At 55.3% G+C, this 24,771-nt stretch carries 18 protein-coding genes and 1 pseudogene; 7 read left to right on the forward strand and 12 right to left on the reverse strand.

The features are described 5' to 3' along the window. Positions 1 to 412: 412 nt before the first annotated feature. The 4 genes from WH50_RS12715 to WH50_RS12730 form a co-directional block, all read right to left on the reverse strand. The gene (locus tag WH50_RS12715) at positions 413 to 1,027 is read right to left on the reverse strand and encodes a DUF6933 domain-containing protein (RefSeq protein WP_133251320.1); all 615 of its coding nucleotides are present in this window, start codon (positions 1,025 to 1,027) and stop codon (positions 413 to 415) included. A gap of 315 nt (positions 1,028 to 1,342) precedes the next feature. Beyond that, a complete protein-coding gene (locus tag WH50_RS12720; protein ID WP_110187648.1) occupies positions 1,343 to 2,623 on the reverse strand; it encodes an NAD(P)/FAD-dependent oxidoreductase in 1,281 nt (426 codons plus the stop codon). 137 nt (positions 2,624 to 2,760) lie between these two features. Beyond that, positions 2,761 to 3,708 carry a dihydrodipicolinate synthase family protein gene (locus WH50_RS12725; protein ID WP_110187649.1) on the reverse strand — a complete coding sequence of 316 codons (948 nt, stop codon included), beginning with the start codon at positions 3,706 to 3,708 and terminating at the stop codon, positions 2,761 to 2,763. A gap of 96 nt (positions 3,709 to 3,804) precedes the next feature. Further along, the gene (locus WH50_RS12730) at positions 3,805 to 4,731 is read right to left on the reverse strand and encodes a 4-hydroxyproline epimerase (protein WP_110187650.1); all 927 of its coding nucleotides are present in this window, start codon (positions 4,729 to 4,731) and stop codon (positions 3,805 to 3,807) included. A gap of 265 nt (positions 4,732 to 4,996) precedes the next feature. Between WH50_RS12730 and WH50_RS12735 the strand changes: the two genes are divergently transcribed. Continuing rightward, positions 4,997 to 5,776, forward strand: a complete 780-nt coding sequence (locus WH50_RS12735; protein WP_110187651.1) for an AraC family transcriptional regulator — start codon at positions 4,997 to 4,999, stop codon at positions 5,774 to 5,776. A 24-nt stretch (positions 5,777 to 5,800) separates the two neighbouring features. Here WH50_RS12735 and mnmE read toward each other — a convergent pair whose 3' ends face one another. From mnmE to rpmH, 4 genes are all read right to left on the reverse strand, one after another. Further along, positions 5,801 to 7,177: a tRNA uridine-5-carboxymethylaminomethyl(34) synthesis GTPase MnmE gene (gene mnmE / locus WH50_RS12740; protein WP_110187652.1), complete on the reverse strand. Its 1,377-nt coding sequence runs from the start codon at positions 7,175 to 7,177 to the stop codon at positions 5,801 to 5,803. 177 nt (positions 7,178 to 7,354) lie between these two features. Further along, entirely contained in the window at positions 7,355 to 9,028 is a 1,674-nt protein-coding gene (gene yidC, locus WH50_RS12745) for a membrane protein insertase YidC (RefSeq protein WP_110187653.1), read from the reverse strand. A 128-nt stretch (positions 9,029 to 9,156) separates the two neighbouring features. Next, complete coding sequence (gene rnpA / locus WH50_RS12750) at positions 9,157 to 9,537, reverse strand: ribonuclease P protein component (protein ID WP_104152939.1); 381 nt, start codon at positions 9,535 to 9,537, stop codon at positions 9,157 to 9,159. Positions 9,538 to 9,580: 43 nt separating this feature from the next. Then, positions 9,581 to 9,715, reverse strand: a complete 135-nt coding sequence (rpmH, locus tag WH50_RS12755) for a 50S ribosomal protein L34 (protein WP_104152938.1) — start codon at positions 9,713 to 9,715, stop codon at positions 9,581 to 9,583. 817 nt (positions 9,716 to 10,532) lie between these two features. Here rpmH and dnaA point away from each other — a divergent pair. The 5 genes from dnaA (at position 10,533) to WH50_RS12780 (ending at position 18,267) form a co-directional block, all read left to right on the forward strand. Further along, a complete protein-coding gene (gene dnaA / locus WH50_RS12760) occupies positions 10,533 to 12,086 on the forward strand; it encodes a chromosomal replication initiator protein DnaA (protein ID WP_412053275.1) in 1,554 nt (517 codons plus the stop codon). 142 nt (positions 12,087 to 12,228) lie between these two features. After that, on the forward strand, positions 12,229 to 13,332 hold the full coding sequence (gene dnaN / locus WH50_RS12765) for a DNA polymerase III subunit beta (RefSeq protein ID WP_110187655.1): 1,104 nt from the start codon (positions 12,229 to 12,231) through the stop codon (positions 13,330 to 13,332). 60 nt (positions 13,333 to 13,392) lie between these two features. Next, a complete protein-coding gene (gene recF / locus WH50_RS12770) occupies positions 13,393 to 14,481 on the forward strand; it encodes a DNA replication/repair protein RecF (protein ID WP_110187662.1) in 1,089 nt (362 codons plus the stop codon). A gap of 34 nt (positions 14,482 to 14,515) precedes the next feature. Then, on the forward strand, positions 14,516 to 16,927 hold the full coding sequence (gene gyrB / locus WH50_RS12775) for a DNA topoisomerase (ATP-hydrolyzing) subunit B (RefSeq protein WP_110187656.1): 2,412 nt from the start codon (positions 14,516 to 14,518) through the stop codon (positions 16,925 to 16,927). A 176-nt stretch (positions 16,928 to 17,103) separates the two neighbouring features. Next, a complete protein-coding gene (locus tag WH50_RS12780; protein ID WP_110187657.1) occupies positions 17,104 to 18,267 on the forward strand; it encodes a winged helix-turn-helix domain-containing protein in 1,164 nt (387 codons plus the stop codon). A gap of 99 nt (positions 18,268 to 18,366) precedes the next feature. On the opposite strand, the gene WH50_RS12785 is transcribed toward WH50_RS12780, so the two are convergent. From WH50_RS12785 to glyQ, 4 genes are all read right to left on the reverse strand, one after another. Next, a complete protein-coding gene (locus WH50_RS12785) occupies positions 18,367 to 19,221 on the reverse strand; it encodes a histone deacetylase family protein (protein ID WP_207780292.1) in 855 nt (284 codons plus the stop codon). Between the two features lie 234 nt (positions 19,222 to 19,455). Continuing rightward, positions 19,456 to 20,007: a D-glycero-beta-D-manno-heptose 1,7-bisphosphate 7-phosphatase gene (gene gmhB, locus WH50_RS12790; RefSeq protein ID WP_110187659.1), complete on the reverse strand. Its 552-nt coding sequence runs from the start codon at positions 20,005 to 20,007 to the stop codon at positions 19,456 to 19,458. 112 nt (positions 20,008 to 20,119) lie between these two features. Continuing rightward, on the reverse strand, positions 20,120 to 22,177 hold the full coding sequence (glyS, locus tag WH50_RS12795; protein ID WP_110187660.1) for a glycine--tRNA ligase subunit beta: 2,058 nt from the start codon (positions 22,175 to 22,177) through the stop codon (positions 20,120 to 20,122). Then, positions 22,174 to 23,187, reverse strand: a complete 1,014-nt coding sequence (glyQ, locus tag WH50_RS12800) for a glycine--tRNA ligase subunit alpha (RefSeq protein ID WP_110187661.1) — start codon at positions 23,185 to 23,187, stop codon at positions 22,174 to 22,176. The genes glyS and glyQ overlap by 4 nt, the downstream gene beginning before the upstream one ends. Positions 23,188 to 23,720: 533 nt before the next feature. Between glyQ and WH50_RS26640 the strand changes: the two are divergent. Next, positions 23,721 to 24,637, forward strand: a pseudogene (locus WH50_RS26640) (AAA family ATPase). The last annotated feature ends 134 nt before the right edge of the window (positions 24,638 to 24,771 follow it).

A 24,771-nucleotide genomic window follows, 5' to 3' on the forward strand; every position in this document is an offset into this window, starting at 1 on the left:
ACGCCACTGTGATCGGCCATCACAACGACAAGGCCGTTGCCCGGCAGTTGCGCAGTCTGTTTGCCCTTGAGGATTAACAGGTCGTTGCAAATCTATCTGCGTTGCCGAATACCGCGTCAAAAACAGGCTCACAGCCAACGGCTGAACGTGCTTCAGCACGGCCCCGAAGGGGCGAGCGGAGCGAGTCAAATGCTCATTTAGCTCACTAAACTCCGCTTTTTCGCCTGTTTCTTGTGCCCTCGGGGTATTTCCTTGTCTCGGCGGCCTCGATAACGTTTTTCAACAGCCTGTTAAGCGCGCATTCTGAGTACGCCCGGCGATTCAAGGTCAGGCGGAGTAAAACCAAAACGGCAGCCCGAGGCTGCCGTTTTGCCATAAACGTGCTGACGATCCGAGATTTATGGTCAGAGGGTCAGTGGCGTCGCAGGGGAACCACATTATCCGGTGCCCCTGATTCCTGATGCACCTGCTGCTGATACTGGTGGTACTCCAGCATCCCCAGCCAGCCATCAGCAAAGATCCGCACTGGTTGGAAGGGCTGGTGCTGGCCTTTGTAGCGGGTCGGATGACTGTTGCTGCGCAGGCCGAAATTGAACTCTTCTTCCGGTGTCTGCGGTAACCGGCCAAGCTGCTGAGCCTCACTCTCCAGACTGCGCATGGCCTGCTGCAGGTGAACATTGATGCTGGCATCGTAGCCCTGCTGATAGACCTGCTGCTCACTGACTTGATCCACCAGCTTGCCCAGTGTCTCCTGTGCCTGCTTGTCTTCCAGCAGACACACAGCAATGACCTCGCGCCACAGGCGCTCACGAAACAGCAGCGGGAAGTTCTCCAGCTCTGCCATCGGCAGGTTGCAGAACACCATCAGATAACGACTGTGGGCTTCGATAGCGAGAATGCACTGCTCACCCAGCAGGCTGACGCCCTGGGCGTACCATTGCATTCCTTCCGGACGGATATCGGGAGCTGGCACCAGCAACGACTGCATCTGCTTCGCCAACATTTTGCTCAGATGAAACTGCAGCATAGCCATTCCCTTCTATGAACTGGGGCCAGTGTAGCCCAAGCCCTGTGCGGTTGGTATCGAGTCCTGCGGCGCCGCCTGTGCTCAGTACCGCTGACAGCCCGCAGATAACCGCATGTTGGTGACGTTTCCCAGCTAAACCCTGCCCTTCTGCCGCTGTATAAAGCTCTGCAACATATACCGCCTTACTACCTGATAGAGCTGACCAATCCCTTTCTGCGTCATCAGCGGCCTTGGCCACAAAGCCTGCGACCGTATCATTCATTCAAGTCCTCCCGCAACGGCTGACCAGTATTGCAGGCTCCCGAGCCAAACCGCTCAGAAACGTGCCAGACGGTAGCTGGTCAGCTCAGGCAAAGCCTGCTGCGGCAGCACCGTTACAGGCAGAGCAGCCAGCCTGCCGATATGTTCGGCAGTGACGGCGGCCTGAGTCAGCCCCAGGTGCTGATGACCAAAAGCCAGCAGCACCCTGCCCTCAGCAACGCGGTCAATGATCGGCAACGAGTCGGGCAAAGACGGGCGGAAGCCCATCCATGGCGTCGCCTCTGCCACGTCCAGTGGTTGCTTGAACAGCCCCTGACTTAACCGCTGCAACTGCCAGGCCCGTGGCATGTTGGCAGGCTGTCTGAGCCCGGCAAACTCCACTGTACCGGCCAGCCGCAGCCCTTCGGCCATCGGCGTCATGATGAACTTCCGTTCCAGTGACGTAACGGCAAACGGCAGCCTGCCCTGCTCACGCGGCAGCATCAGGTGATAACCCCGTTCGGTATCCAGTGGTACTTTCTTGCCGGTCAGCGCCGCCGTCAGGGGAGCGGAATGGGCGCCACAGGCCAGCAGCACCTGACTGGCCTGCAGGGTGCCGGTCGCCAGGGTCAGATGAACGCCTTCCTGCAGCAGCTGCGCGCCAGTCACCTGTTGCCGCAGAAATTGCACCCCATAGGACTGAGCCGCGGCCAGCACGTCGGTCAGCAACAGATAGGGGTTGGTGACATGGCCTGTCTGTGGAAAAAACAGCCCGCCGCAGAGGTGTTCACTCAGTTGCGGTGCCGACTGCTGTACCTGCTGTGCGTCCCAGAACTCGACGGCAACCTGCTGCTCACGCAGGCGCTGCTGTAACCCGTCCAGTGACGGCCGTGAGTCAGCACGTTCATACACCAGCAAAGAGCCTTCTTCCCGCAGCAGCGAGCGCTTGCCGATGGAGTCCAGCAGGCGTTGCCAGGCAGGCAGGCTGCCCTCGTTGAGGCTGCGAATACCCGCGACACTGCGCTGGAACGGCTGTTGGCGCAGATTCAGCAGTAGCCGGGTAAACCAGGGCAAGGCCTGCGGCAGGTACTTCCAGTCCAGCCGCAGCGGCCCCATGGGGTCGAGCAGCATGGCTGGCAGGCGTTTGAGAATCGACAGGTCGGCAATCGGAAAAACCTGTTCGGTGGCCATGTGACCGGCATTGCCATAGGACGCTCCCTGACCCGCAGGCTGCTGATCAATGATCACCACACGCCGACCCTGACGAGCCAGCTGCAGGGCACAGGTAACGCCGATGATGCCAGCACCCACGATGGCAACATCCACCTGTGAGCTATGAGGTGTAGTGGTCAGCATAGTCAGCCGCTTCTTGCAGAAAAATGGGAGTGAAAAACAACGCAAGCGGTGCGCCACAGGCAGCACCGCTCAGGTCGACAGCTCATGCTCGTTACCGCACGAGCAAACCGCGCGAGGCGGCGAAGCCCCGCTCGGTATCAGGCCAGATTCTGCTCGGCAGACCAGCTGGCATACCACTGGCGGAACAGGTTGTACTGGTTCTCGGCATAGTGGCGCTGGGCATCGCTGAGCACATCGGTTTCGTTGAAATGCAGGGTGTATTCCTTGTCACCGTTCAGCACCATCAGATGCTTGTAGAACAGCACCAGATCGCAGCCTTCATCGAAGGATGACAGGACGGCCAGCGCCGACTCCAGCTCTCGCGCCAGACGACGGGCTTTGGCATCTCCCGCCGCAGCCTGCTTGCTCAGTGCCACCAGCTGCAGCACTTCTCGGGGCAAGGCATTACCAATGCCGGTGATGGCGCCGGTGGCATTGCAGTTGACGAAGCCGTGCACCACCTGGGTATCCACGCCCACCATCAGTGTCACCTGATCGTCTTTGGAGGTGATGTTCTCGGCGGCATAGCGCATGTCTGCAGCACCACCGAACTCCTTGAAGCCAATCAGGTTGGGGAATTCGCTGCGCAGTTCAAAGAACAGGTCCGCACGGGTGGCAAAACCGTAGTAGGGGCTGTTGTAGATCACCGCAGGCAGCGCTGGCGCAGCCTTGAGAATGGCGGAAAAGTGCGCTTTCTGTGCGGCGGGCGAGGCGCCACGGGACAGGACGCGAGGAATGACCATCAGACCATGAGCGCCGACTTGAGCAGCGTGAGCGGCATGGGACACCGCCTCACGAGTGTTGACCGCGCCGGTACCAACGATAGTGGGAATACCTGCCGCCACCAGACGCGCTACGCCCTCCTGACGCTCGGCTTCGGTCAGCAATGGCCAGTCACCCATGGAGCCGCAGTACACCACCGCGCTCATGCCGATATCGATCAGTTCGCGTCCCTTGGCGACCAGCGCATCAAAGTCAGGCTTGCGATCCGCAGTACAGGGCGTCATCAGAGCAGGAATGCAGCCGGTAAAGATGTTGTTGCTCATGTAGGTCGTTCCTAATCAGTCATTCGGGAAGATGGCAAAACTGCAGAGGCTGCATCTGCCATGGTGGTTCAGTTCGTGCAGATCCGGTTCAGGTTCTCAGATACCCCAGGCGAAGGGATCCTGCTCATCGATCAGCAGGGTGCTGTCCGCGCTCATGTAGGCGTTGCCAGTGATAAAGGGACGGATACGCTCACCTTCCCACTCAAAGCGCCCCTCGAACTGACTGCCGGTAATGCTGGCCTGACGCCAGATGTCACCGGCGGCCAGTTTGCCATCAGCGGCCAGACAGGCCAGCTTGGCACTGGTGCCGGTGCCGCAGGGCGAGCGGTCATAGGCCTTGCCCGGGCACATGACAAAGTTACGGCTGTCGGCCTGTTCGTCATCGGCGAACAGCTCGACATGATCGATCAGCGCGCCGTCCTCACCGTGAATTCCCTGCGCTTCCAGCGCTTTCAGCAGGGTCCAGGTGAAGTGGGTCAGGGTTTCGACATTGTCCAGCTGCAGGCGCTGGCCATGGTCAGCGACCAGGAAAAACCAGTTCCCGCCCCACGCCACATCACCGTAAACCACGCCATATCCCGGCACATCGACCGCCACCTGCTGGCGATAGCGATAGGACGGCACATTACCCACCGTCACTGCGCCATTCTCATGCAGGGTCGCGGTCACTGCGCCTACCGGGGTGTCGATCTTGTGCTCGCCGGGGCCGATCAGACCGAGATACTGCAGCGAGGCAATCAGGCCGATCGTGCCGTGGCCACACATGTTCAGGTAGCCGGTATTGTTGAAGAAAATCACCCCGCAGGTGGCATCTGCCGATACCGGGGGGCAGTACAGGGCGCCCACCAGCACATCGTTGCCACGGGGTTCCAGCAGGCAGGCACGGCGCCACTGATCATGCTGCTCGCGCAGTTCATTGCGCCTGTCTGCCATGGTGGCGCCTGTCAGCTCGGGGAAGCCCTTCATCACCAGCCGCGTAGGCTCACCGCCGGTATGGGAATCGATGATATGTAAACGCTTCATGGACCTGTCCGCTATCACTCTGTTCAGCTATGCAGTTGTAGACCATCACCCGCCAGTCAGCCCACAACGTCGATTGAGGGGCTTATCGGGCAAGCTCACTGCGGCTTGCAATGGTTATAGAGTAGTTCGCCTGCCCCCTCCCCGGCTTGATGTATTTCCTCATCTGCCATGACGATATCAGCACAATTACGGTCTGGATGACGAACTCGACAGCCTGTCATGGCTGCGGCACACTGCCGGGATGGTGAAGCGGGAGAGCGGATGAATGGCACAAGAGCTACTGGCAGGTCTGGCTCAGGACAATGCCCGGCAGCGCCCTGCCAGTCTGGAAGAATGGCTGGCCAGTGTGGCCTTGTTGCTGCCGATGCTGGATGTGATCCCCAATGCGGCGATCTTTATCAAGGATGATCAGGCCCGCTATGTGATGGCCAATCGCACGCTGGTGCAGCGTTGTGGCCAGAAACAGCTGCTACCACTGCTGGGCAAGACCAGTGCCGAAGTGTTCCCCGCCCAGTTCGGGCCAGGCTATACCGAGCAGGACCGCCGGGTATTGCAACAGGGGCTGATTCTGGAAGACAAGCTGGAACTGCATCTGTATGGCAGCCGTGAACCGGGCTGGTGTCTGACCCACAAGCGGCCGTTATTCAATCGCGCTGGGGAGATCATGGGGCTGGTGGGCATCTCAGTGGATCTGCAGTCGGCCAGTGATGCTCACCCGGCGTACCAGCGTCTGGCCGCTGTCGATGACTACATTCGCAGTCACTTTCATCAGCCCATCAGTCTGGCTGAACTGACCCGTATTGCCGGTATCTCCGTGGCGCAGCTGGAGCGCTATTGCAAGCGGGTCTTCCATCTGACGCCACTGCAGCTGATTCACAAGGTACGGCTGGAGCACGCCCATCAGCTGCTGCACAGCGAGTTACCGATTACCGAGGTGGCACTGCGCTGCGGTTATACCGACCACAGTGCCTTCAGCCGCCAGTTCAAATCCCTGACCGGCTTTACCCCGCGGCAGTATCGGCAGGCTACGGGCAGCGGCGTTTAGTCTCCGCCCTTTCCACCTGCTGGATTATTTACCGATACAGAACGAGCTGAAGATCCGTCCAAGCAGATCATCCGGGCGGAACTCGCCGGTGATTTCGTTAAGGGCATCCTGCGCCATGCGCAGATCTTCGGCCAACAGCTCACCGGCGCCATAGCCGTTCAGCTGCCGGGCACCGTCAACCAGTGCCTGTGCTGCCCGCTCCAGTGCATCGAGATGACGACGGCGGGCAATAAAGCCACCTTCGGTGGTGCTGTCATAACCCATACAGGCCTTGAGGTGCTCGCGCAGACCTTCCAGGCCCTGACCCTGCTGAGCCGACAGACGGATCACCGGAATGCCACTGCTGTTATCCACACCCGACTGCTCGGCACTGAGATCAATCTTGTTGCGGATAAGTGTAAGCTTTTCCATGGCCGGCACTTTATCCACAACCCGTTCGCCAAACAGGTCTTCCCAAACCAGCTGTGGATTATTGGTGCCATGACGCGAGGCATCGACCACCAGCAGTACCCGGTCGGCATCACGGATGGCACTCCAGGCGCGCTCCACACCAATCTGCTCAACCCTATCTTCGGTGTCGCGCAGACCGGCGGTATCGATGATATGCAGCGGCATACCATCAATCTGAATCTGTTCCTTGAGGATATCGCGGGTGGTGCCTTCGATATCGGTCACGATGGCAGTATCGCGGCCGGACAGCGCATTGAGCAAGCTGGATTTACCGGCATTGGGCCGACCAGCGATAACCACATTCATCCCTTCACGCAGTAACGCTCCCTGATTGGCCTCCTTAAGGATAGTGGCCAGATCATCCCGTAACTGCTGCAGTTGCCCGGCAACATGGCCATCAGCCAGAAAGTCGATTTCCTCTTCAGGGAAGTCGATGGCGGCTTCGACATAGATGCGCAGCTGAATCAGCCCTTCCACCAGCCGCTGCACCCGCTGGGAAAATTCCCCCTGCAGGGAGCGCACGGCACAGCGTGCTGCCTGCTCGGAAGCGGCATCAATCAGATCGGCAATGGCCTCGGCCTGAGCCAGATCCAGCTTGTCATTGAGAAAAGCCCGCTCAGAGAACTCCCCCGGCCGCGCCAGACGGGCGCCAAGACTGAGAATACGGCGCAGCATCAGATCGAGAATGACCGGACCACCGTGACCCTGCAGCTCAAACACATCTTCACCGGTGAAGGAGTGAGGATTGGGGAAAAACAGTGCGATGCCCTGATCCAGCTGCAGCCCTTCGGCATCCAGAAAAGGGGTGTAATGGGCATAGCGTGGCCGAGGCACAAAGCCGATCATGGCAGTCGCAATGGCTGCCGCTCTGGGTCCGGATACCCGCAGGATGCCGACGCCGCCGCGTCCGGGAGGTGTCGCCTGAGCGACGATTGTATCGGTATCAAGCACAGTGATTATCCACAGTCTCGGTGAAGGATACGCTGCCAACACACAGGTCAGCGGTTGTGTATAAAAACAAAAGGACCCTGAACAGGGCCCTTGAGTTTACGCTTCCGCACAGCGGGAGCAGAAGACAACGGGTTGTGGATAGTTCACTGCCAGCGATTATCCACAACCTCTGCCGGATCAGGCAGTCTTACCTTCGTTCTCGATTTTGCGAGTGATGATGTACTGCTGCAGAATCGACAGGCAGTTGTTCACAACCCAGTACAGTACCAGACCTGCAGGGAACCACAGGAAGAAGAAGGTAAAGATCACGGGCAGGAACTTCATCACCTTGGCCTGCATGGGGTCCGGCGGCGTCGGGTTCAGGCGCTGCTGCAGGAACATGGTGCAGCCCATGATGATCGGCAGAATGAAGTAAGGATCCATCACCGACATGTCGTGAATCCAGCCGTAGAAAGGCGCATGACGCAGTTCAACCGACTCGGACAGTACCCAGTACAGGGCAATGAATACGGGCATCTGGATCAGGATCGGCAGACAGCCACCCAGCGGGTTGATCTTCTCTTTGCGGTACAGCTCCATCATCGCCTGTGACATTTTCTGGCGATCATCACCGTACATTTCCTTCATGCGCTGCATTTCAGGTGCAAACTTGCGCATTTTGGCCATCGAGCGGTAGCTCATTGCCGAGGGATAGAAGAAGATGCCCTTCACCACCATGGTGGTCAGGATGATGGCGATACCCCAGTTACTCACAATGCTGTGGAAGAACTTGAGCATGGCGAACAGCGGCTGACCGATAAACCATAACCAGCCGTAATCCACGGTCAGGTTCAGGTTGGGCGCCACGGTGCGCAGCACGTCCTGATCTTTCGGACCAATGTACAGACCTGCGCTGATTTCACCTTTCTGACCTGCCGCTACAGTCACCGCAGGCTCTACGAAGCCAGCAATGTAATTGCTGCCGCTTTTACGCGCTTCATAGGTGTTCTGTTTGCTGTCGCCTTCTGCTGGAATCCAGGCGGTGAGGAAGTAGTGCTGCAGCATGGCAACCCAGCCGCCGGTACTGTCCTGCTTGAATTTGTCACCTTCATCCAGATCTTTGAAGGTCACTTTCTGATAACGCTCGCTCTGGGTAGAGAATACCGGGCCCAGATAAGAACGCATGCCCATGCCGTGCTGCTGGCTGGGATCAGGCGCGTTGTCACGCTTCAGCTGACCAAACATGTTGGCACTGAAAGGCTGCTGTGACTGGTTGTCGATCAGGTAGCTCACTTTGATCAGGTTGCTACCGGCAGTGAAGGTGAAGCGCTTGGTGACTTTCACCCCTTCCGCTGTGGTGGTGTTCAGATCTACATCCAGGCTCTTGTCGTCTTTACCCAGGGTGTAGGACGTTGCAGCCACGCTGTACTGGGGACGACCATCGGCATTGGCATCAGGGCCATTGGTGCCAACCAGTCCACTTTGCGCGATATAGGTATGGCTGCCGTTATTTTCCAGCAGCACCAGAGGTTGCGCTGGAGTATCAACACGTTCTTTGTGGTTGGGCAGAGCCGCGTACAGAACATCACCACCGTGCGGGTCAATGCGCAGATCAAGCACATCGGTATGCACGCTGATCAGAGAATTGGTTGGCTTACTGGAGGCGACATCGGTGGTGGAAGCTGCAGCGCCGGTGCTGGGCAGATCAGACGCGTTGGCAGCAGGCTGAGCACTCGGCATATCCGCCGAGCTGACGGTCTGGGCAACACTGGCTGTGGCCGCGGGCTGGCCATAGTCTTCGTTCCACTTGAGTACCGCCGTATAAGAAATGAGTGCCAGGGCACCCACCAGAATCATCCGTTGTACATCCATCGTTTGATCGCCAATGGTCGGTTTAACACAGACTGGGAGTGGTGGTGCAACGGTCAGCTCAGATGAATACTAGCCGCCGACTCAGGTCGACTGATACCGCAATCAATCAGCCAAAGGCAGGTAGTCAATTAAGATTGTTTACCTTCACTCAGAGCAGCCGCTTTTCGTTTCAATCGCTGCCAGAGCTTGGTCATTAGCTTCTGCAGTTCTTCGTTATCCTGCTCGGCAAGACCCTGGCGGGCGATTATGACGAGATCCAGCGCGTCCAGCCGGGATTGGTTGAGTCGAAAACTCTCCCTGATTACCCGTTTAACCCGGTTGCGCTGGTTTGCCCGTCGAACATGCTTCTTGGCAATCACCAGTCCTAATCGTGGTCTGGCTACCTCATTCGGCCTTGCCAGGATTAGCAATGTACGGTCCGCTGCCTTGACGACAACATCATCGAACACTCGCTTGTAATCCCGACTGTCAAGCAAGCGAGCCTGACGGGGAAAGGAATAGTCAGTCATGTAATAACCAGATCAGAACGGCGGTGCCTAGCTAAGCTTTATCTCAGGCGCAAAGACGCTTACGGCCTTTGGCACGGCGAGCAGCCAGCACTTTTTGGCCGTTCTTGGTTGCCATGCGAGCACGGAAACCGTGAGTGCGCTTGCGCTTCAGCACGCTGGGTTGAAAAGTTCTTTTCATGATCAGTAATCCAATTTATTGCACTAAAACCTAGGTTCATGCTTACCGCAACAGCAGGTTTCATGCAGGCGCACGAACCCCGTTGTTTTTGGTAAGCGCGGAATTCTAGATAAATTCCCCCGATAGTTCAAATACAGAGTTCAAATATTGATCGCCTGCTGCTCAGTGTTGAGCCTTGAACCTGATCATCGATGGTTACTAACCGTAGCACGCTGAGATTGCGGATTGATGGCAACAGCGGATTTCCACTTCCTATGACTTTGCCCGTGCACTGGTCTCTGTACCGCAGGTCATTCCTGTTTTCCCCAGCTGATTTTGCTCTGTTGGCTTTAGCCAGAAAAAACAATCGCCCCGGAGATGCATCTTCATGAAGTTTTCAACAGATCCGTTTTTTAACCTGGGTGAGGCTTTGATCATTCACATTCTATATAAGGGCATAAGCCCTTTTAGAAGATAGAAGCTGTAATAATGTTAAGGGCCGATAGTGTCTGTGGATAAGTGATTTTTTCCCAGATGCTACGGGCTCTGCAGAATGTTTAGAACTCTTAGGAAAAATGGTTTTCTGTATGTGTTGAGGTTGTCCACAGCGTGTGCATAAAACAAGGTGTTATCAACAGAGGTCGGTGGGCTCTCGGTTATCCACATTTTCTTTGCTCAGTTCATGAGCAGTTAATGACAGGGTTCAGGGCTTTTTTTTGCCCTCATTTGTGGATAACTGTTAGGCCAGCGGGTAGAATCAGCGGCCCTGTTTGGTGGGTTCAGTGCGGATAAACGAGGTAGCGCCGTAGTGGTGGTGGAGTTCTGGCAAAGAAGTTTGGTGCGTTTGCAGGAAGAGTTGCCGGTGCAGCAGTTCAACACCTGGATTCGTCCGTTGCAGGCTGAAGTGGATGATGCTGGTCAGCTGAAGTTGCTAGCTCCCAATCGCTTTGTAATGGACTGGGTGTCGGACAAGTATCTGCAACGTATCAAAGAAGTCTTCAAGGACGTCTGTGCCGGACAAAGCATCAGCCTTTATCTGGATGTTGGTCAGGTGCGCCGTGGTGCACTGATGAACCGTGCAACAACCCAGGTCCGGCCCACCAGTCTCAGTGCCCGTAGTCAGGAACCCGCGCAACCCTGGCGCACCCCCTCACAAGTCACTGCGGATACTGTCTCGGCGTCACCGATTGAACCGCCTTACATTGCCCCCTCTGTGCCAGTCGCCGCTGCCCCAGCTTCTGTCATTAAAGAAGCTCCGACCATTATTACTTCCAGCAGCGACTATCGTAAGGCTGACGAGCTGGCCGAAGAGCTGGCTTATAAAGAGGAGCGCAACGAGCGCACGGTTGATGTCGAAGGCGGGATTCGTCACCAGAGCCATCTGAACAAGGCCTTTACCTTTACTTCCTTTGTTCAGGGCAAGTCCAACCAGCTGGCGTTGGCTGCTGCCAAACAGGTCGCCGATAACCCCGGTGGTTCTTACAATCCACTGTTCCTCTACGGCGGTGTGGGTCTTGGTAAGACGCATTTGATGCACGCGGTCGGTCTGGCCATGCTGGAGCGTAACCCCAATGCCAAGATTGTGTATCTGCACTCCGAGCGCTTTGTTGCGGACATGATCAAGGCGCTACAACTGAATGCCATCAACGATTTCAAGCGCTTCTATCGTTCTGTGGATGCCCTGCTGATCGACGATATTCAGTTCTTCGCCAATAAGGAGCGTTCGCAGGAAGAGTTCTTCCATACCTTCAACGCGTTGTTGGAAGGTGGTCAGCAGATGATTCTGACCTGTGATCGTTATCCCAAGGAGATCAGCGGGCTGGAAGAGCGATTGAAGTCACGCTTCGGCTGGGGCCTGACGGTCGCGGTGGAGCCGCCCGAGCTGGAAACACGGGTAGCGATCCTGAAGAAGAAGGCGGATGAGGCCAATATTGATCTGCCTGATGATGCGGCCTTTTTTATTGCCCAGAAGATCCGTTCCAACGTGCGAGAGCTGGAAGGTGCGCTCAAGCGAGTGATCGCCAATGCTCACTTTACCGGCAGTGATATTACCCTGCCGTTTATCCGCGAATCGCTGAAGGATCTGCTGGCGCTGCAGGACAAGCAGATCAGCATCGATAATATTCAGCGAGTGGTCGCTGAGTACTACAAGATCAAGGTGGCGGACTTGCTGTCAAAACGACGTAGCCGTTCGGTGGCGCGCCCCCGTCAGGTGGCGATGGCACTTGCCAAAGAAATCACCAACCACAGTCTGCCGGAAATTGGTGACGCCTTCGGTGGCCGCGACCACACTACGGTGCTGCATGCCTGCCGTAAGATTACCGAACTGCGTGAGGAAGATGCAGAAATCCGTGAGGATTACCAGAATCTGCTGCGTTCACTGACGGCCTGATCTGACTGCAATATCCATCTCTCAGGTGGCGTAAAAGTCACCTGAGCTACATTTATTTCGCTCGTTCTGTTCGATGGCAATACCTGATACCATCGACCCCCATTCAACAGAGCGATATTCAGACGACTCACGGAAGCCTGAGATGAAATTTGTCATTTCCCGCGAAGCCCTTTTAAAGCCTCTTCAACTGGTTGCCGGCGTGGTTGAGCGTCGTCAGACGCTGCCGGTTCTGTCCAACGTGCTGCTGGTCGCTGAAGGCGACCACCTGTCACTGACCGGTACCGATCTGGAAGTTGAACTGGTTGGCCGCGCCAAGCTGGAGCAGCCATCGGTTGCTGGCTCCATCACCGTGCCTGCACGCAAGCTGATGGATATCTGTAAATCCCTGCCAGATGGCTCAATGATTGAGTTTGATGTGCAGGAGCAGAAGCTGGTGCTGCGCTCCGGTCGTAGCCGTTTCACGCTGTCCACCTTGCCTGCTTCGGAGTTCCCCAGCGTTGAAGACAGCCCTCAGGCCTTCGAGCTGACGCTGGCACAACAGCAGCTGAAGCGACTGATTGACCGTACCTCCTTCGCTATGGCGCAGCAGGACGTACGTTATTACCTCAATGGCATGCTGCTGGAAGTAGTGCAAGGTCGCGTTCGTATGGTGGCGACCGATGGTCACCGACTGGCGACCTGTGCCTGCGATGCCGAGGTTAATCCCGCCGAAAAGATCCAGGTCATCATCCCGCGTAAAGGGGTGCTGGAACTGGTGCGTCTGATTTCCGATCCTGAAGCACCGCTGCGGATGCTGATTGGTAGCAATCATATTCGTGCCCATGTCGGTGACTTTGTGTTCACCTCCAAGCTGGTGGATGGCCGCTTCCCCGATTACGAGCGTGTCGTCCCACGCAATGGTAACAAGACGCTGCTGGCTGATCGTCAGGAACTGCGCACGGTGTTGCAGCGTGCGGCGATTCTGTCGAACGAGAAGTATCGCGGCGTACGCTTGTTGCTCAACCCCGGTCAGTTGCAGGTTTTCGCTAATAATCCTGAGCAGGAAGAAGCGGAAGAGTCACTGCTGGTGGACTATGACAGTGAAAATATGGAAATCGGCTTCAACGTTACCTACTTGCTGGACGTACTGAACGTCGTAGGTGAAGAACAGGTCAAGATTATTCTTTCTGACCCCAACAGCAGTGTGCTGGTGCAGGAAGCAGAAGATACCGACTCCCTGTATGTCGTGATGCCGATGCGTCTGTAATAGATGTTCAGGTTATCAACACTGATACACAGACTTATCCACAGATAACGGTTATTGGTAGTGGCCATTACCCGTCTGGATATTCATCGCATCCGCAATATCCAACAAGCTACCCTGTCCCCGTCTCCCGGAGTAAATCTGCTCTGGGGGGCGAACGGCAGTGGCAAGACCAGCATCCTCGAAGCCATCCACATGCTCAGTGTGGCGCGCTCGTTCCGTACCCATAAGGTTAAAACGGTTATTGCTCACGGTGAGCCGCAATGCACCCTGTTCGCCCGTCTGCGTCATCTGGAAGAACCGGAAATGACCGTGGGAGTGCAGCGTCAGCTTGATGGTGATAACCAGATCCGTATTGGTGCCGGTCAGCCAAGTAACCTTGCAGAGCTGGCGCGCTTGCTGCCTCTACAGGTCATCAATCCTGATGCGTTTCGCCTGCTGGAAGGCAGTCCGTCCGAACGCAGGCATTTTCTAGATTGGGGAGTATTTCATCAGGAGATACTGTTCTTTGACTGCTGGCGCCGCTATCAGCGTGCACTCAAGCAGCGCAACAGCTTGCTCAAATATGCTAGAATAGACCCTCTTTTGCGTGCCTCCTGGGAGGCCGAGCTGGTCACTCAGGCCGCAGCTATTGATGAGATGCGGAAAGCCTATCTGGCACGTTTTTCTCCTGTATTTCAGGACTATCTTGCCAAGCTCACCGGCCTTGAGGACATAGCCTTACATTATTATCCCGGCTGGGATGCTAAGCGTTCTTTAGACGACGTTTTACAAAGCAGTGCTGCGCGTGATCAGGAGCTGGGGTTTACTCAGCATGGTCCTCATCGCGCCGACATGCGTATCCGTTGTGGCCCGCGTGCTGCCGTTGATGTGCTGTCGCGCGGCCAGCAGAAGATGGTGGTCTGTGCCATGAAGCTGGCACAGGGGCAAGTTCTTGCCAGTGACCATCAACGCCAGCCCATTTATCTGATTGATGATCTTCCGGCGGAGCTGGATCGTGATCATCGCCAGGCGCTTTGTGAATTGATAGAGGAGTTGGCCTGTCAGGTGTTTATCACCTCAGTGGAGGCCGACGTGTTGGATGAATGTTGGAGCAGTGGCTGTCAGGTCAAACTGTTTCACGTGGAACAGGGACTGATCACGGAATGCTGAAACACCCCCATGCCATCTTGATCGGGAGTAACCTATGAGTGGCGAAAAGTACGATTCCTCCAGTATCAAGGTCCTGAAAGGACTGGATGCGGTACGTAAACGTCCCGGTATGTATATTGGCGATACCGACGATGGCAGCGGTCTGCATCATATGGTCTTTGAGATCGTGGATAACTCGATCGATGAAGCACTGGCAGGATACTGTTCGCTGATCGACATCGTGATTCATCCGGATGAATCCGTGACCGTGTCCGATAATGGTCGCGGAATGCCTGTCGACATTCACCCTGAAGAAGGGGTCTCGGCTGCCGAAGTCATCATGACTGTCTTGCACGCCGGTGGTAAGTTTGACGACAACACTTACAAGGTGTCTGGTGGACTGCATGGAGTGGGTGTTTCAGTCGTTAACGCCCTGTCAGAGACGCTGGAGCTGCGTGTTCGCCGTGATGGCAAGGTACATGAGCAGATCTATCACCACGGCGTACCCAAAGCGCCGCTGGGGCAGATTGGCGACACCGATAAAACCGGTACTACCGTACGTTTCAAACCGTCCGATCAGACCTTTACCAATATCCAGTTTCAGTACGATATCCTGGCCAAGCGTCTGCGTGAACTGTCGTTCCTGAACTCCGGAGTTAAGATCAACCTCAAGGATGAGCGCAGTGGCCGTGAGGAGATTTTCCACTACGAAGGTGGTTTGAAGGCTTTTGTCGAGTACCTGAACAAGAACAAGAACCCCCTGTGCAATGTATTCCATTTCTCTTCACAGACCGATGACGGTATTGGTGTCGAGGTGGCGCTGCAGTGGAATGACGGCTTCCAGGAAAGCATACATTGCTTTACCAATAACATTCCTCAGCGTGATGGTGGCACCCATCTATCTGGCTTCAGAGCGGCACTGACGCGCTCTCTGAATACCTATATCGAGCAGGAAGGCATTCTCAAGAAGGTCAAGATCGCCACATCGGGTGATGATGCCCGTGAAGGCCTGACGGCTATTATTTCCGTCAAGGTACCGGACCCCAAGTTCTCCTCTCAGACCAAGGACAAGCTGGTTTCATCAGAGGTGAAAACAGCTGTTGAACAGCAGATGGGCAGACTGTTCTCCGACTTCCTGCAGGAAAATCCCAACGAGTCCAAGTCTATCGTTGGCAAAATGATTGACGCAGCCCGTGCACGTGAAGCGGCACGTAAAGCGCGTGAGATGACCCGTCGTAAGGGCGCTCTGGATATCGCTGGTCTGCCGGGCAAACTGGCAGACTGTCAGGAAAAAGATCCTGCGCTGTCTGAACTTTACCTCGTGGAAGGTGACTCCGCGGGCGGTTCTGCCAAGCAGGGCCGTGACCGCAAGACGCAGGCGATCCTGCCGTTGAAAGGTAAAATCCTCAACGTGGAGAAAGCACGCTTCGACAAGATGCTGAGCTCTGCCGAGGTAGGAACACTGATCACTGCTCTGGGATGTGGCATTGGTCGCGAAGAGTTCAACGCGGACAAGCTGCGCTACCACAGCATCATCATCATGACCGATGCGGACGTTGATGGTTCTCACATCCGCACACTATTGCTGACGTTCTTCTTCCGGCAGATGTCAGAGATCATTGAACGTGGACACGTCTATATTGCGCAGCCACCGTTGTTCAAGATAAAGCGCGGTAAACAAGAACAGTATCTGAAAGATGAAGCGGCTCTGGATGCCTATCTGACTCAGGGCGCACTGGAAGATTCCAGCCTGCATGTGAGTGAAGAGGCTCCCGGTATCAGCGGTGAAGCACTGCAGAATCTGGTGACCGAATACCGTAGTGTCATGGCCATCATTCAGCGCCTGTCACGTCTTTATCCGCAGGAGGTCATGAAGCTGGCGATCTATTCTCCGGTACTCAAGGTTGAGGATCTGAAAGAAGAATCAGTAGTACGTGCCTGGGGCGACAAACTGGTAACGATGCTGGCTGACAACAATCAGGGCAATCGTTATGCGCTGGATGTGCAGTTTGATCCGGAGCGTCAGGAGTATTTGCCGACCTTCATGGTGACCTCGCATGGTTTGACCAACGATCATGTCTTCGCACATGACTTCTTCCAGTCCGGGGAATACCGGGCCATCGTGGCGTTGGGGCAGAAGCTGCAGGGTCTGCTTGAGGCTACAGCATTCGTCGCCCGTGGTGAGAAGCGCAAGCCTGTCCATTCCTTTGAAGAGGCGCTGGACTGGCTGACCGCTGAAGCCAAACGTGGCTACTCCATCCAGCGTTATAAAGGTTTGGGTGAGATGAATGCTGACCAGCTGTGGGAAACCACAATGGATCCAAGTACCCGTCGTATGCTGCGTGTGTCTATTGAAGATGCCATCGCTGCGGATCAGATGTTCACGACCCTAATGGGAGATGATGTTGAGCCACGTCGAGCCTTCATTGAAACTAACGCACTGAATGTATCCAACCTGGATATCTGATCGGTTAGTTCCTATCAGTATCCGTAGTTGCAGAAAGGAGGTCAGTTGACCTCCTTTTTGTTTATCTGCCGTTATAACTGGTTGTCGTAGTCTGTGGTGATTGTCGTTTGGAGCCTTGCTCCTTAAGGAATGGCAAGTCGCTCTGACTGGTGAAACCTGGAACCTAAGAGGATGGTGTGAACGACGTAATCTCATTAAGCAAGGACGAAGCAAGGAAACTGATTCTCCATCATCAGGGGCTTTTTGCTGTTTCACGTGGAACAGGTGTGAAGACGACACTCGACCGTATTCAACATCTGGGTTATGTGCAGATCGATAGTATTGCTGTTGTAGAGCGGGCTCATCACCATATTCTCTGGAGTCGAAATCGGCATTATCGCAGCCAGCACCTGCAGCAACTGTTAGAGCAGCGGTCAATCTTTGAGTATTGGGGTCATGCTGCAGCGTATGTGCCAATGACTGACTATCGATTTTCTCTTCCGAGAATGCAGCACTATCACCTTGGTGCCAGTCATTGGTTTGACAAGAATCCCAAACTTGCGACAGAAGTACTGGCACGAATCGAAGCTGAAGGACCACTGAAGGCCAGTGATTTTGCCAGTGCAGACAATAAATCATCACCCTGGTGGGGATGGTCATCTACCAAACAGGCACTTGAGCAACTGTTTCATGAGGGCAAATTGATGGTTGCTCGACGTGACGGTATGCAGAAGGTCTATGATCTCTGTGAACGGGTATTGCCAGAGGCTGTCGATTTGACCCCACCAACAGAGACAGAATATGGCAGGTATATAATTACTCGCTTTCTTCGTCATCAGGGACTAGGTAGTAAGGAACACTTTACCTACCTGATGAGAGAAGCCAAAACTGCTATATATGCGGGCCTGGATTCGATGCTTGAGGGCGATGAACTGCAGCAGGTAATGATTGGCGAAGAGATGTTTTACACCTTGCCTGATGCATTGGATTGCCTGAATCGCCCCCTGAAGCAAGGGCTCAAGATCCTGTCACCGTTTGACAATTTGCTGATCCAGCGACAGCGTGCCCAGCGCTTTTTTGATTTTGATTACCAACTTGAGTGTTATTTACCTGAGTCGAAACGCCGGTATGGCTATTTCAGTTTGCCACTACTATGGCGAGGCCGTCTGGTAGCCAGAGCAAATATCAAGGCAGAGCGGAAAAGCTCGGTGCTGCAGGTAAGTGAGGTGTATCTGACTGGTGTTGGATCGAGAGCCAGAGGCCATTTCCTGGCGGCATTTGAGCAGGCATTAATTGAGTTTGCTCAGTTTAATGGCTGTGAAACAGTGTCACTGACTTCTATGCAACTAATTGAAGATTAGCAGGCATTTTTGAAGACTGTGCCTGTATGGTCAGTTCGCGTATTCCCCGGCTGTTTCACGTGAAACAGGAGCAGTGCTGACGTTCACAGGCAAACTGGGTCAAAGGCCGTACTCCTCAAACAGCCGATATGCGGTCTTATGCAGCAGACCATGGCGTTGGGCAATCTTTCTGTGATCATGGTCGTAACCACCACCGATCACGCAGGCAATGGGAATCTGTTGCTCCAGTGCCAAGCGGATCACATACTCATCGCGCTGAATGATGCCATTATCGGTGAGCTTCATTCTGCCCAGGCGATCATCCCCATGCACATCACATCCCGCGTCGTAGAGGATGATATCAGGCTGCTCTACCTGCAGTATGGTCGGTAGCTGAAAGCGCAGAATATTCAGATAGGCGCTATCTGTCAGGCCATCTTCCAGTTCAATATCCCAGTCACTTTGCTGTTTGATAAACGGATAGTTGAGCCGGCCATGCACTGAACATGTGACCGTTTCACGGTGTTCGGCCAGAATGGCGGCTGTTCCATCACCCTGATGCACATCGAGATCAATGATCAGTACCTTGTTTACCCTGCCTGATACGACGAGTTGTCGGGCGCAGACAGCGAGATCGTTGTAGATACAAAAGCCACTGCCATGACTATAAAACGCATGGTGGGTTCCTCCTGCCAGGTGACAAGCGAGTCGGTTCTGTAACGCCAGCTCAGCGGTCAGCACTGTTCCTGCGACTGCTGTAGCTGTGCGATCCACGAGCGCATCGCTCCAGGGGAAGCCAATGTGCTTGAGCGATTTTAGCGGTAGCTGACCCTCGGAAAATTGCTCAATGTAGAGAGGGCAATGTGCCAGCGTCAGAATCTCCACATCGCAGCGGCCCACGGGGGCATAGAGATTGTTGGCTTTGATCAATTGCTCACTTTGCAGATATTCATACAGCAGTCGGAATTTGGGCATGGGAAAACGGTGCCCCGGTGGGAATGGAATGCTGTAGACAGGGTGATAAACCAGAGGTAGTGGCATGTGTTTGCGCTGGCATCAGACAAGACAGGGAGTAGGTCGATAGTTTAGACGTGTTCCACGTGAAACGTGGCATTTGTGTGCAATGCTTTCCGGCATGCAAATCAGCAGAAGTATTTTGGTTATTGCAGCTGTTTCACGTGAAACAGCTGCGCTCTATGCTGACTTCGATTAACTCTCCGTTGTATTCAGCAGGCTATCTGCTACGGCACTCAGATCATCCATGACGGTAATCTGCCAGTCGCTGGGCAGTCCTTTGGCGATGTAGCGCTCACCCTTACCGGTGCGGACTAGATAGGGTATACACCCCAGACTCATACCTGCTTCAAGATCGCGCAGGGTATCACCTACGACGGGGACCTGTTGCAGATCGGGCAGACCAAAGTGACTGGCAATCTGCTGGAAAAGTCCAGGCAAGGGTTTACGGCAGTCACAGTCATCATCCGGGCCATGAGGGCAATAGGCGATCATATCCACGTCGCCGCCCTGCTGTTGTACCAGCTCGCGCAGTTTGTCATGCATGGCATCCAGAGTAGCCTGGCTAAAATAGCCTCGTGCCAGACCAGACTGATTGGTTGCGACGGCAATGGCATAGCCTGCCTTACTCAGACGAGCGATAGCCTCAATCGCACCCGGAATGGGAATCCACTCCTCAACTGTTTTGATGTAGTGATCGGAGTCCTGATTAATGACCCCATCACGATCCAGCACGATCAGTTTCATGTTCTGTTCCGTTTGGCTTGCCGTGTTCTGTTAGAGAAAGTGTTCTGTGTTTATCTCAACAAAAAGGCCAGCACAATGGCTGGCCTTTTGTTTGTCCCTTCTCGATTGCTTCTCAGGCGTTCAGGTGAGAGATATCCGCTACCTGCAGGAACAGGCTGCGCAGGCTGTTGAGCAGCGCCAGACGGTTACTACGTACCGCCAGATCGTCACACATCACCATGACATCGTCAAAGAAGGTATCGACAGGAGCACGCAGGGCGGCCAGCGCAGTCAACGCTTCGGTGTAACTGGCAGATGCAAACAACGGGGCTGTTTCTGCGGTCAGTTGCTGTACCGCGGCATACAGTGCCTTTTCAGCATCATCCTGCAACAAGCTTTCCTGCACGCCCTGCTCTGTATTCAAGGCGTCGGCGTTCTTGCTCAGCAGATTGGATACACGTTTGTTGGCTGCCGCCAGGGCTTCGGCTTCGGCCAGCTGACTGAAGGCAGCCACGGCACGGGCACGACGACTGAAGTCCAGCGGACGGGTTGGGCGCAGGGCCAGTACTGCCTGATAGACTTCGGCTGACATCCCCTCGTCTTCAAACCAGGCACGGAAGCGCTCCAGCATGAAGTCCAGTACCTTGTCGGCCAGCCCTTCTGCTGCAGGTAATGAAGGATGCTGAGCCGCAGCCTGCTGCAGTAGTTCCAGCAGGTCCAGATCCAGTTCTTTCTCTACCAGAATACGCAGTACACCCAGCGCCGAACGACGCAGGGCAAAGGGATCCTTGGAGCCTGTTGGAGGCTGGTTAATGCCGAACAGGCCTGTCAGGGTGTCCAGACGATCAGCCAGAGATACAGCAGCACCGGTCAGCGTGGCAGGCAGCTGGTCTCCCGCAAAGCGAGGCATGTATTGCTCGTCCTGCGCCTTGGCCACTTCTTCCGCTTCGCCATCGTGAGTGGCGTAGTGATAGCCCATCAGGCCTTGCAGTTCCGGGAATTCCAGCACCATGTTGGTGACCAGATCGCACTTGCTCAGCATCGCTGCACGGGCTGCCCACTCGCTGTTGTGACCCAGCTGGCTGGCGATTGTGCTGGCTACTGCAGCCACACGCTCGGCCTTCTGATACAGGCTGCCCAGATCTTTCTGGAAGACGATGTTTTTAAGTCTTTCCTGATGGCTGGCCAGCGGCTGTTTCTTGTCGGTATCAAAGAAGAAGGCGGCATCGGCCAGACGAGGACGAACCACTTTCTCATTACCCGCAATCACCTGTGCCGGATCCTTCGATTCCAGGTTGGCTATGGTGATAAAGCACGGCAGCAGCTTGCCCTGGGCATCGGTGACAGTGAAATATTTCTGGTTGCTTTCCATGGTGGAAATCAGCGCTTGCGCTGGCACCTGCAGGAAATGCTCTTCGAAGCGTCCGGTCAGCGCGACGGGCCATTCGTTAAGGGCCGTGACTTCATCCAGCAGGTCGGCATCAATCTTGGCGGTGCCACCTACTTTGGCAGCTTCTGCCAGTACCTGAGCACGAATGTGCTCGCGACGCGCCTCGAAGTCAGCCATGACATAGCCGGTCTCCTGCAGCACGCTGGCGTACTCCAGAGGGCTATTGAGGCTGATGCGGTGGTTGTAATGGAAACGGTGGCCGCGTGTCTCACGACCGGATTTCAGCCCGAGTACGTCGCAGTCGACCACCTCATTACCCAGCAGCATCACCAGCCAGTGTACCGGGCGGACGAATTCCACGCGGCTGGCACCCCAGCGCATGCGCTTGGGAATGGGCAGCTTGTCGATAGATTGCTGCAGCAATTCTGGCAGGATACTGGCCGTCGCCTTGCCCTGCTCCAGACTTTTGTAGACGTAGTAGATCCCTTTGCCGGTATCGACCTGTTCCAGTTCGCTGATGGTCACGCCACACGAGCGGGCAAATCCATCCACCGCTTTTTCCGGTGCGCTGGTGGCAGGCCCGCGACGCTCAACCTGACGATCAGGTTGGGCAGTCGCCAGATCTTTGATGATGAACGCCAGCCGACGGGGGGCGGCGTAGGTTTTCACTTCACCATGAGGCACGCCCGCAGCAGCCAGGCCTTCGATAACGCTGCCTGCAAAGGCATCACGCAGGGTGGTCAGCGCCTTGGGTGGCAGCTCTTCGGTACCGAGCTCGACCAGCAAGTCCAGTTGACTCATTTGTTTTCCTCCGCGAATTGGGCCAGTACTTCTTCACGCAATGCCGGTGTTGCCAGCGGGAAGCCCAGCTTGCGACGGGCGTGGAAATAGGCGTGGGCAACGCCGCGGGCCAGAGTACGTACGCGCAGGATATAACGCTGACGCTCGGTCACGGAGATAGCGTGACGGGCATCCAGCAGGTTGAAGGTATGGGAGGCTTTCAGCACCATTTCATAGGCAGGTAGTGGCAGCTCCACTTCCAGCAGCTTGTTGCACTCCTTCTCGTAATGGTCGAAGTTGGCAAACAGCGTGGGGACATCTGCGTATTCAAAGTTGTAAGTAGACTGCTCTACCTCGTTCTGGTGATAGACATCCCCATAGGTCACGATGTTGCCATCGGGGGCTTTACACCAGATCAGGTCATAGACGGAGTCAACACCCTGCAGATACATGGCCAGACGCTCCAGCCCGTAGGTGATTTCACCGGTGACCGGATAGCATTCCAGACCGCCAGCCTGCTGGAAGTAGGTGAACTGGGTGACTTCCATGCCGTTTAGCCACACTTCCCAGCCCAGACCCCAGGCACCCAGTGTGGGCGATTCCCAGTTGTCTTCAACAAAGCGTACGTCATGGATGGAGGTATCCAGACCCAGAGCGCGCAGTGAGCCAAGATACAGCTCCTGGAAGTTCTCGGGCGAAGGCTTCAGTACTACCTGAAACTGGTAGTAGTGCTGCAGGCGGTTAGGGTTTTCACCGTAGCGGCCATCGGTGGGGCGACGGCTGGGCTGAACATAGGCCGAGCGCCATGATTCCGGGCCCAGGGCGCGCAGGAAAGTGGCAGGATGGAAGGTACCGGCGCCGACTTCCATATCCAGCGGCTGCACAATGACGCAGCCTTGGTCGGCCCAGTATTGTTGCAGAGCCAGGATCAGGCCCTGAAACGTACTGATATCAGGAGTTGCTGGGTTGGTCACAGAATCACCATGAACGAGTGGGTTTTGGCCAAAAAAAGTGGCCACAGTATACACCATGGGCTGCTTGCTCCCTAGCAGCGGAGCACACAGGGGTCAAGGCTTGACAACCGCTTTTACCAGCAGCAAAACACCTTTGTTATCCACAGCATAAAAAGTACTGGTTAATCATCCACAGGGTTGGATAGAGATACAGTGGTTTTGTAGAAATTTTTTTATAAACAATAGCTTAAGTGGTTTTTTTAAATTTTCATCTGTGGATAAGCTATGGATAGCTTGGGAATTAGCTGCGGAAGAACACCTTTTTACACGCCAGGACGGGCGATGGTTTTGCGCAGAGGCCATACTTGCAGCTTGATCTTCCTGACGTCAGCCGCTAGGGTTCTGAAACATGTGTGCATCAGGCACCCTTATCTACCGTCAGGTAAGACCATGGCTCAATGTTGTCTTCCACCATCCGCTGCCCGAATTATTCGCCCCTGGCATTGTCCGGTGGGCTGAAAACGCATTGCTTTCACAACCCGCCTCGGAAGGCGGCATTTGTGAACTGATTCCCCTGCTCCCTCTGAGGCTTTTACGACCAAGGAGGAGTTATGTCAGATACTCACCCCACCCCCGCACATCCCGTATTGGATCTTGTTACTCGTGCCGACCGCGCTATCAGTAACGAAGACTTTTCATCGTTACTGACGTTCTATGCCGAAGATGCCGCTCTGGTACTAACGGACTCGCTGACGGTCAGAGGCAGGCATGCTATTGCTGAAGCCTTCGTGGCCGTCGCCAGGCATTTTAATCACAGTCTGCAGGTCACGCAGGGGCCGATGAAGGTGATTGAAGGTGCCGGTACGGCGCTGGTATTGGCTCAGACTCAATTACGCTATCTGGATTCACAGGGCCAGGTTAAGAGGGAAACCCGCGAAGCGACCTACGTCTTCCGCTTCGATACCACCGACGGGTGGTTGTGTGTGGTGGATAACTCGTACGGCACGGCCTTGTTACACCCGCCTTCACCGCTGGCCATCATCAGGCCGCAACTGCATGGGCTGTGTGGCAAGATCGCGTCAGGCAAATCGACCCTGGCGGTGCAGCTGGCACACCAGCAGCAGGCGATATTACTGGAAGAAGATCGCTGGCTGGCAACGTTGTATCCCGGGCAAATCAATACTCTGTCCGATTACGTGCGTTGTGCTGCTCTGCTTAAAGAGGCGCTACGGCCGCTGATGCTGGCGTTGCTGGGGGCAGGAATCAATGTGGTGCTGGATATACCGGGGAATACAAGGAACAGCGGGCATGGCTGTCCGCACTGGCGGAGCAGGCAGAGGCGGAGTTTATCCTGCACGTGCCGGAGACCGAAGATGAGGTCTGCAAGGCTCGCTTACGCCAGCGCAATGCTGAGGCACGTCATGCCTTCCAGGCCAGTGAGGCGATGTTTGACCGGATCAGTACTTATTTCGAGTCACCAGAGACAGATAACCTGACCTGTCAGGTGATTCGTCATCGTCCGGACTGAGGTGGGTGGGTTGCACCCTAGCAGGTCGTTGAAAATCTATCTGCGTTGCCGAATACCGCGTCAAAAACAGGCTCAAAATGCTCATTTAGCCTACTAAACTCCGCTTTTTCGCCTGTTTCTTGTGCCCTCGGGGT

The organism is Pokkaliibacter plantistimulans, assembly GCF_003194385.1.
GTDB lineage: Bacteria > Pseudomonadota > Gammaproteobacteria > Pseudomonadales > Balneatricaceae > Pokkaliibacter > Pokkaliibacter plantistimulans.

What these genes read in the sequence shown, in the direction of transcription:
- gyrB (WP_110187656.1), top strand. Translation starts at nt 14,516, where the DNA reads ATGAGTGGCGAAAAGTACGATTCCTCCAGTATCAAGGTCCTGAAAGGA.
- rnpA (WP_104152939.1), bottom strand. Translation starts at nt 9,537, where the DNA reads ATGACTGACTATTCCTTTCCCCGTCAGGCTCGCTTGCTTGACAGTCGG.
- WH50_RS12720 (WP_110187648.1), bottom strand. Translation starts at nt 2,623, where the DNA reads ATGCTGACCACTACACCTCATAGCTCACAGGTGGATGTTGCCATCGTG.
- WH50_RS12715 (WP_133251320.1), bottom strand. Translation starts at nt 1,027, where the DNA reads ATGCTGCAGTTTCATCTGAGCAAAATGTTGGCGAAGCAGATGCAGTCG.
- WH50_RS12730 (WP_110187650.1), bottom strand. Translation starts at nt 4,731, where the DNA reads ATGAAGCGTTTACATATCATCGATTCCCATACCGGCGGTGAGCCTACG.
- WH50_RS12785 (WP_207780292.1), bottom strand. Translation starts at nt 19,221, where the DNA reads ATGCCCAAATTCCGACTGCTGTATGAATATCTGCAAAGTGAGCAATTG.
- glyQ (WP_110187661.1), bottom strand. Translation starts at nt 23,187, where the DNA reads ATGGTGTATACTGTGGCCACTTTTTTTGGCCAAAACCCACTCGTTCAT.
- yidC (WP_110187653.1), bottom strand. Translation starts at nt 9,028, where the DNA reads ATGGATGTACAACGGATGATTCTGGTGGGTGCCCTGGCACTCATTTCT.
- WH50_RS12735 (WP_110187651.1), top strand. Translation starts at nt 4,997, where the DNA reads ATGGCACAAGAGCTACTGGCAGGTCTGGCTCAGGACAATGCCCGGCAG.
- gmhB (WP_110187659.1), bottom strand. Translation starts at nt 20,007, where the DNA reads ATGAAACTGATCGTGCTGGATCGTGATGGGGTCATTAATCAGGACTCC.
- glyS (WP_110187660.1), bottom strand. Translation starts at nt 22,177, where the DNA reads ATGAGTCAACTGGACTTGCTGGTCGAGCTCGGTACCGAAGAGCTGCCA.
- dnaN (WP_110187655.1), top strand. Translation starts at nt 12,229, where the DNA reads ATGAAATTTGTCATTTCCCGCGAAGCCCTTTTAAAGCCTCTTCAACTG.
- WH50_RS12725 (WP_110187649.1), bottom strand. Translation starts at nt 3,708, where the DNA reads ATGAGCAACAACATCTTTACCGGCTGCATTCCTGCTCTGATGACGCCC.
- rpmH (WP_104152938.1), bottom strand. Translation starts at nt 9,715, where the DNA reads ATGAAAAGAACTTTTCAACCCAGCGTGCTGAAGCGCAAGCGCACTCAC.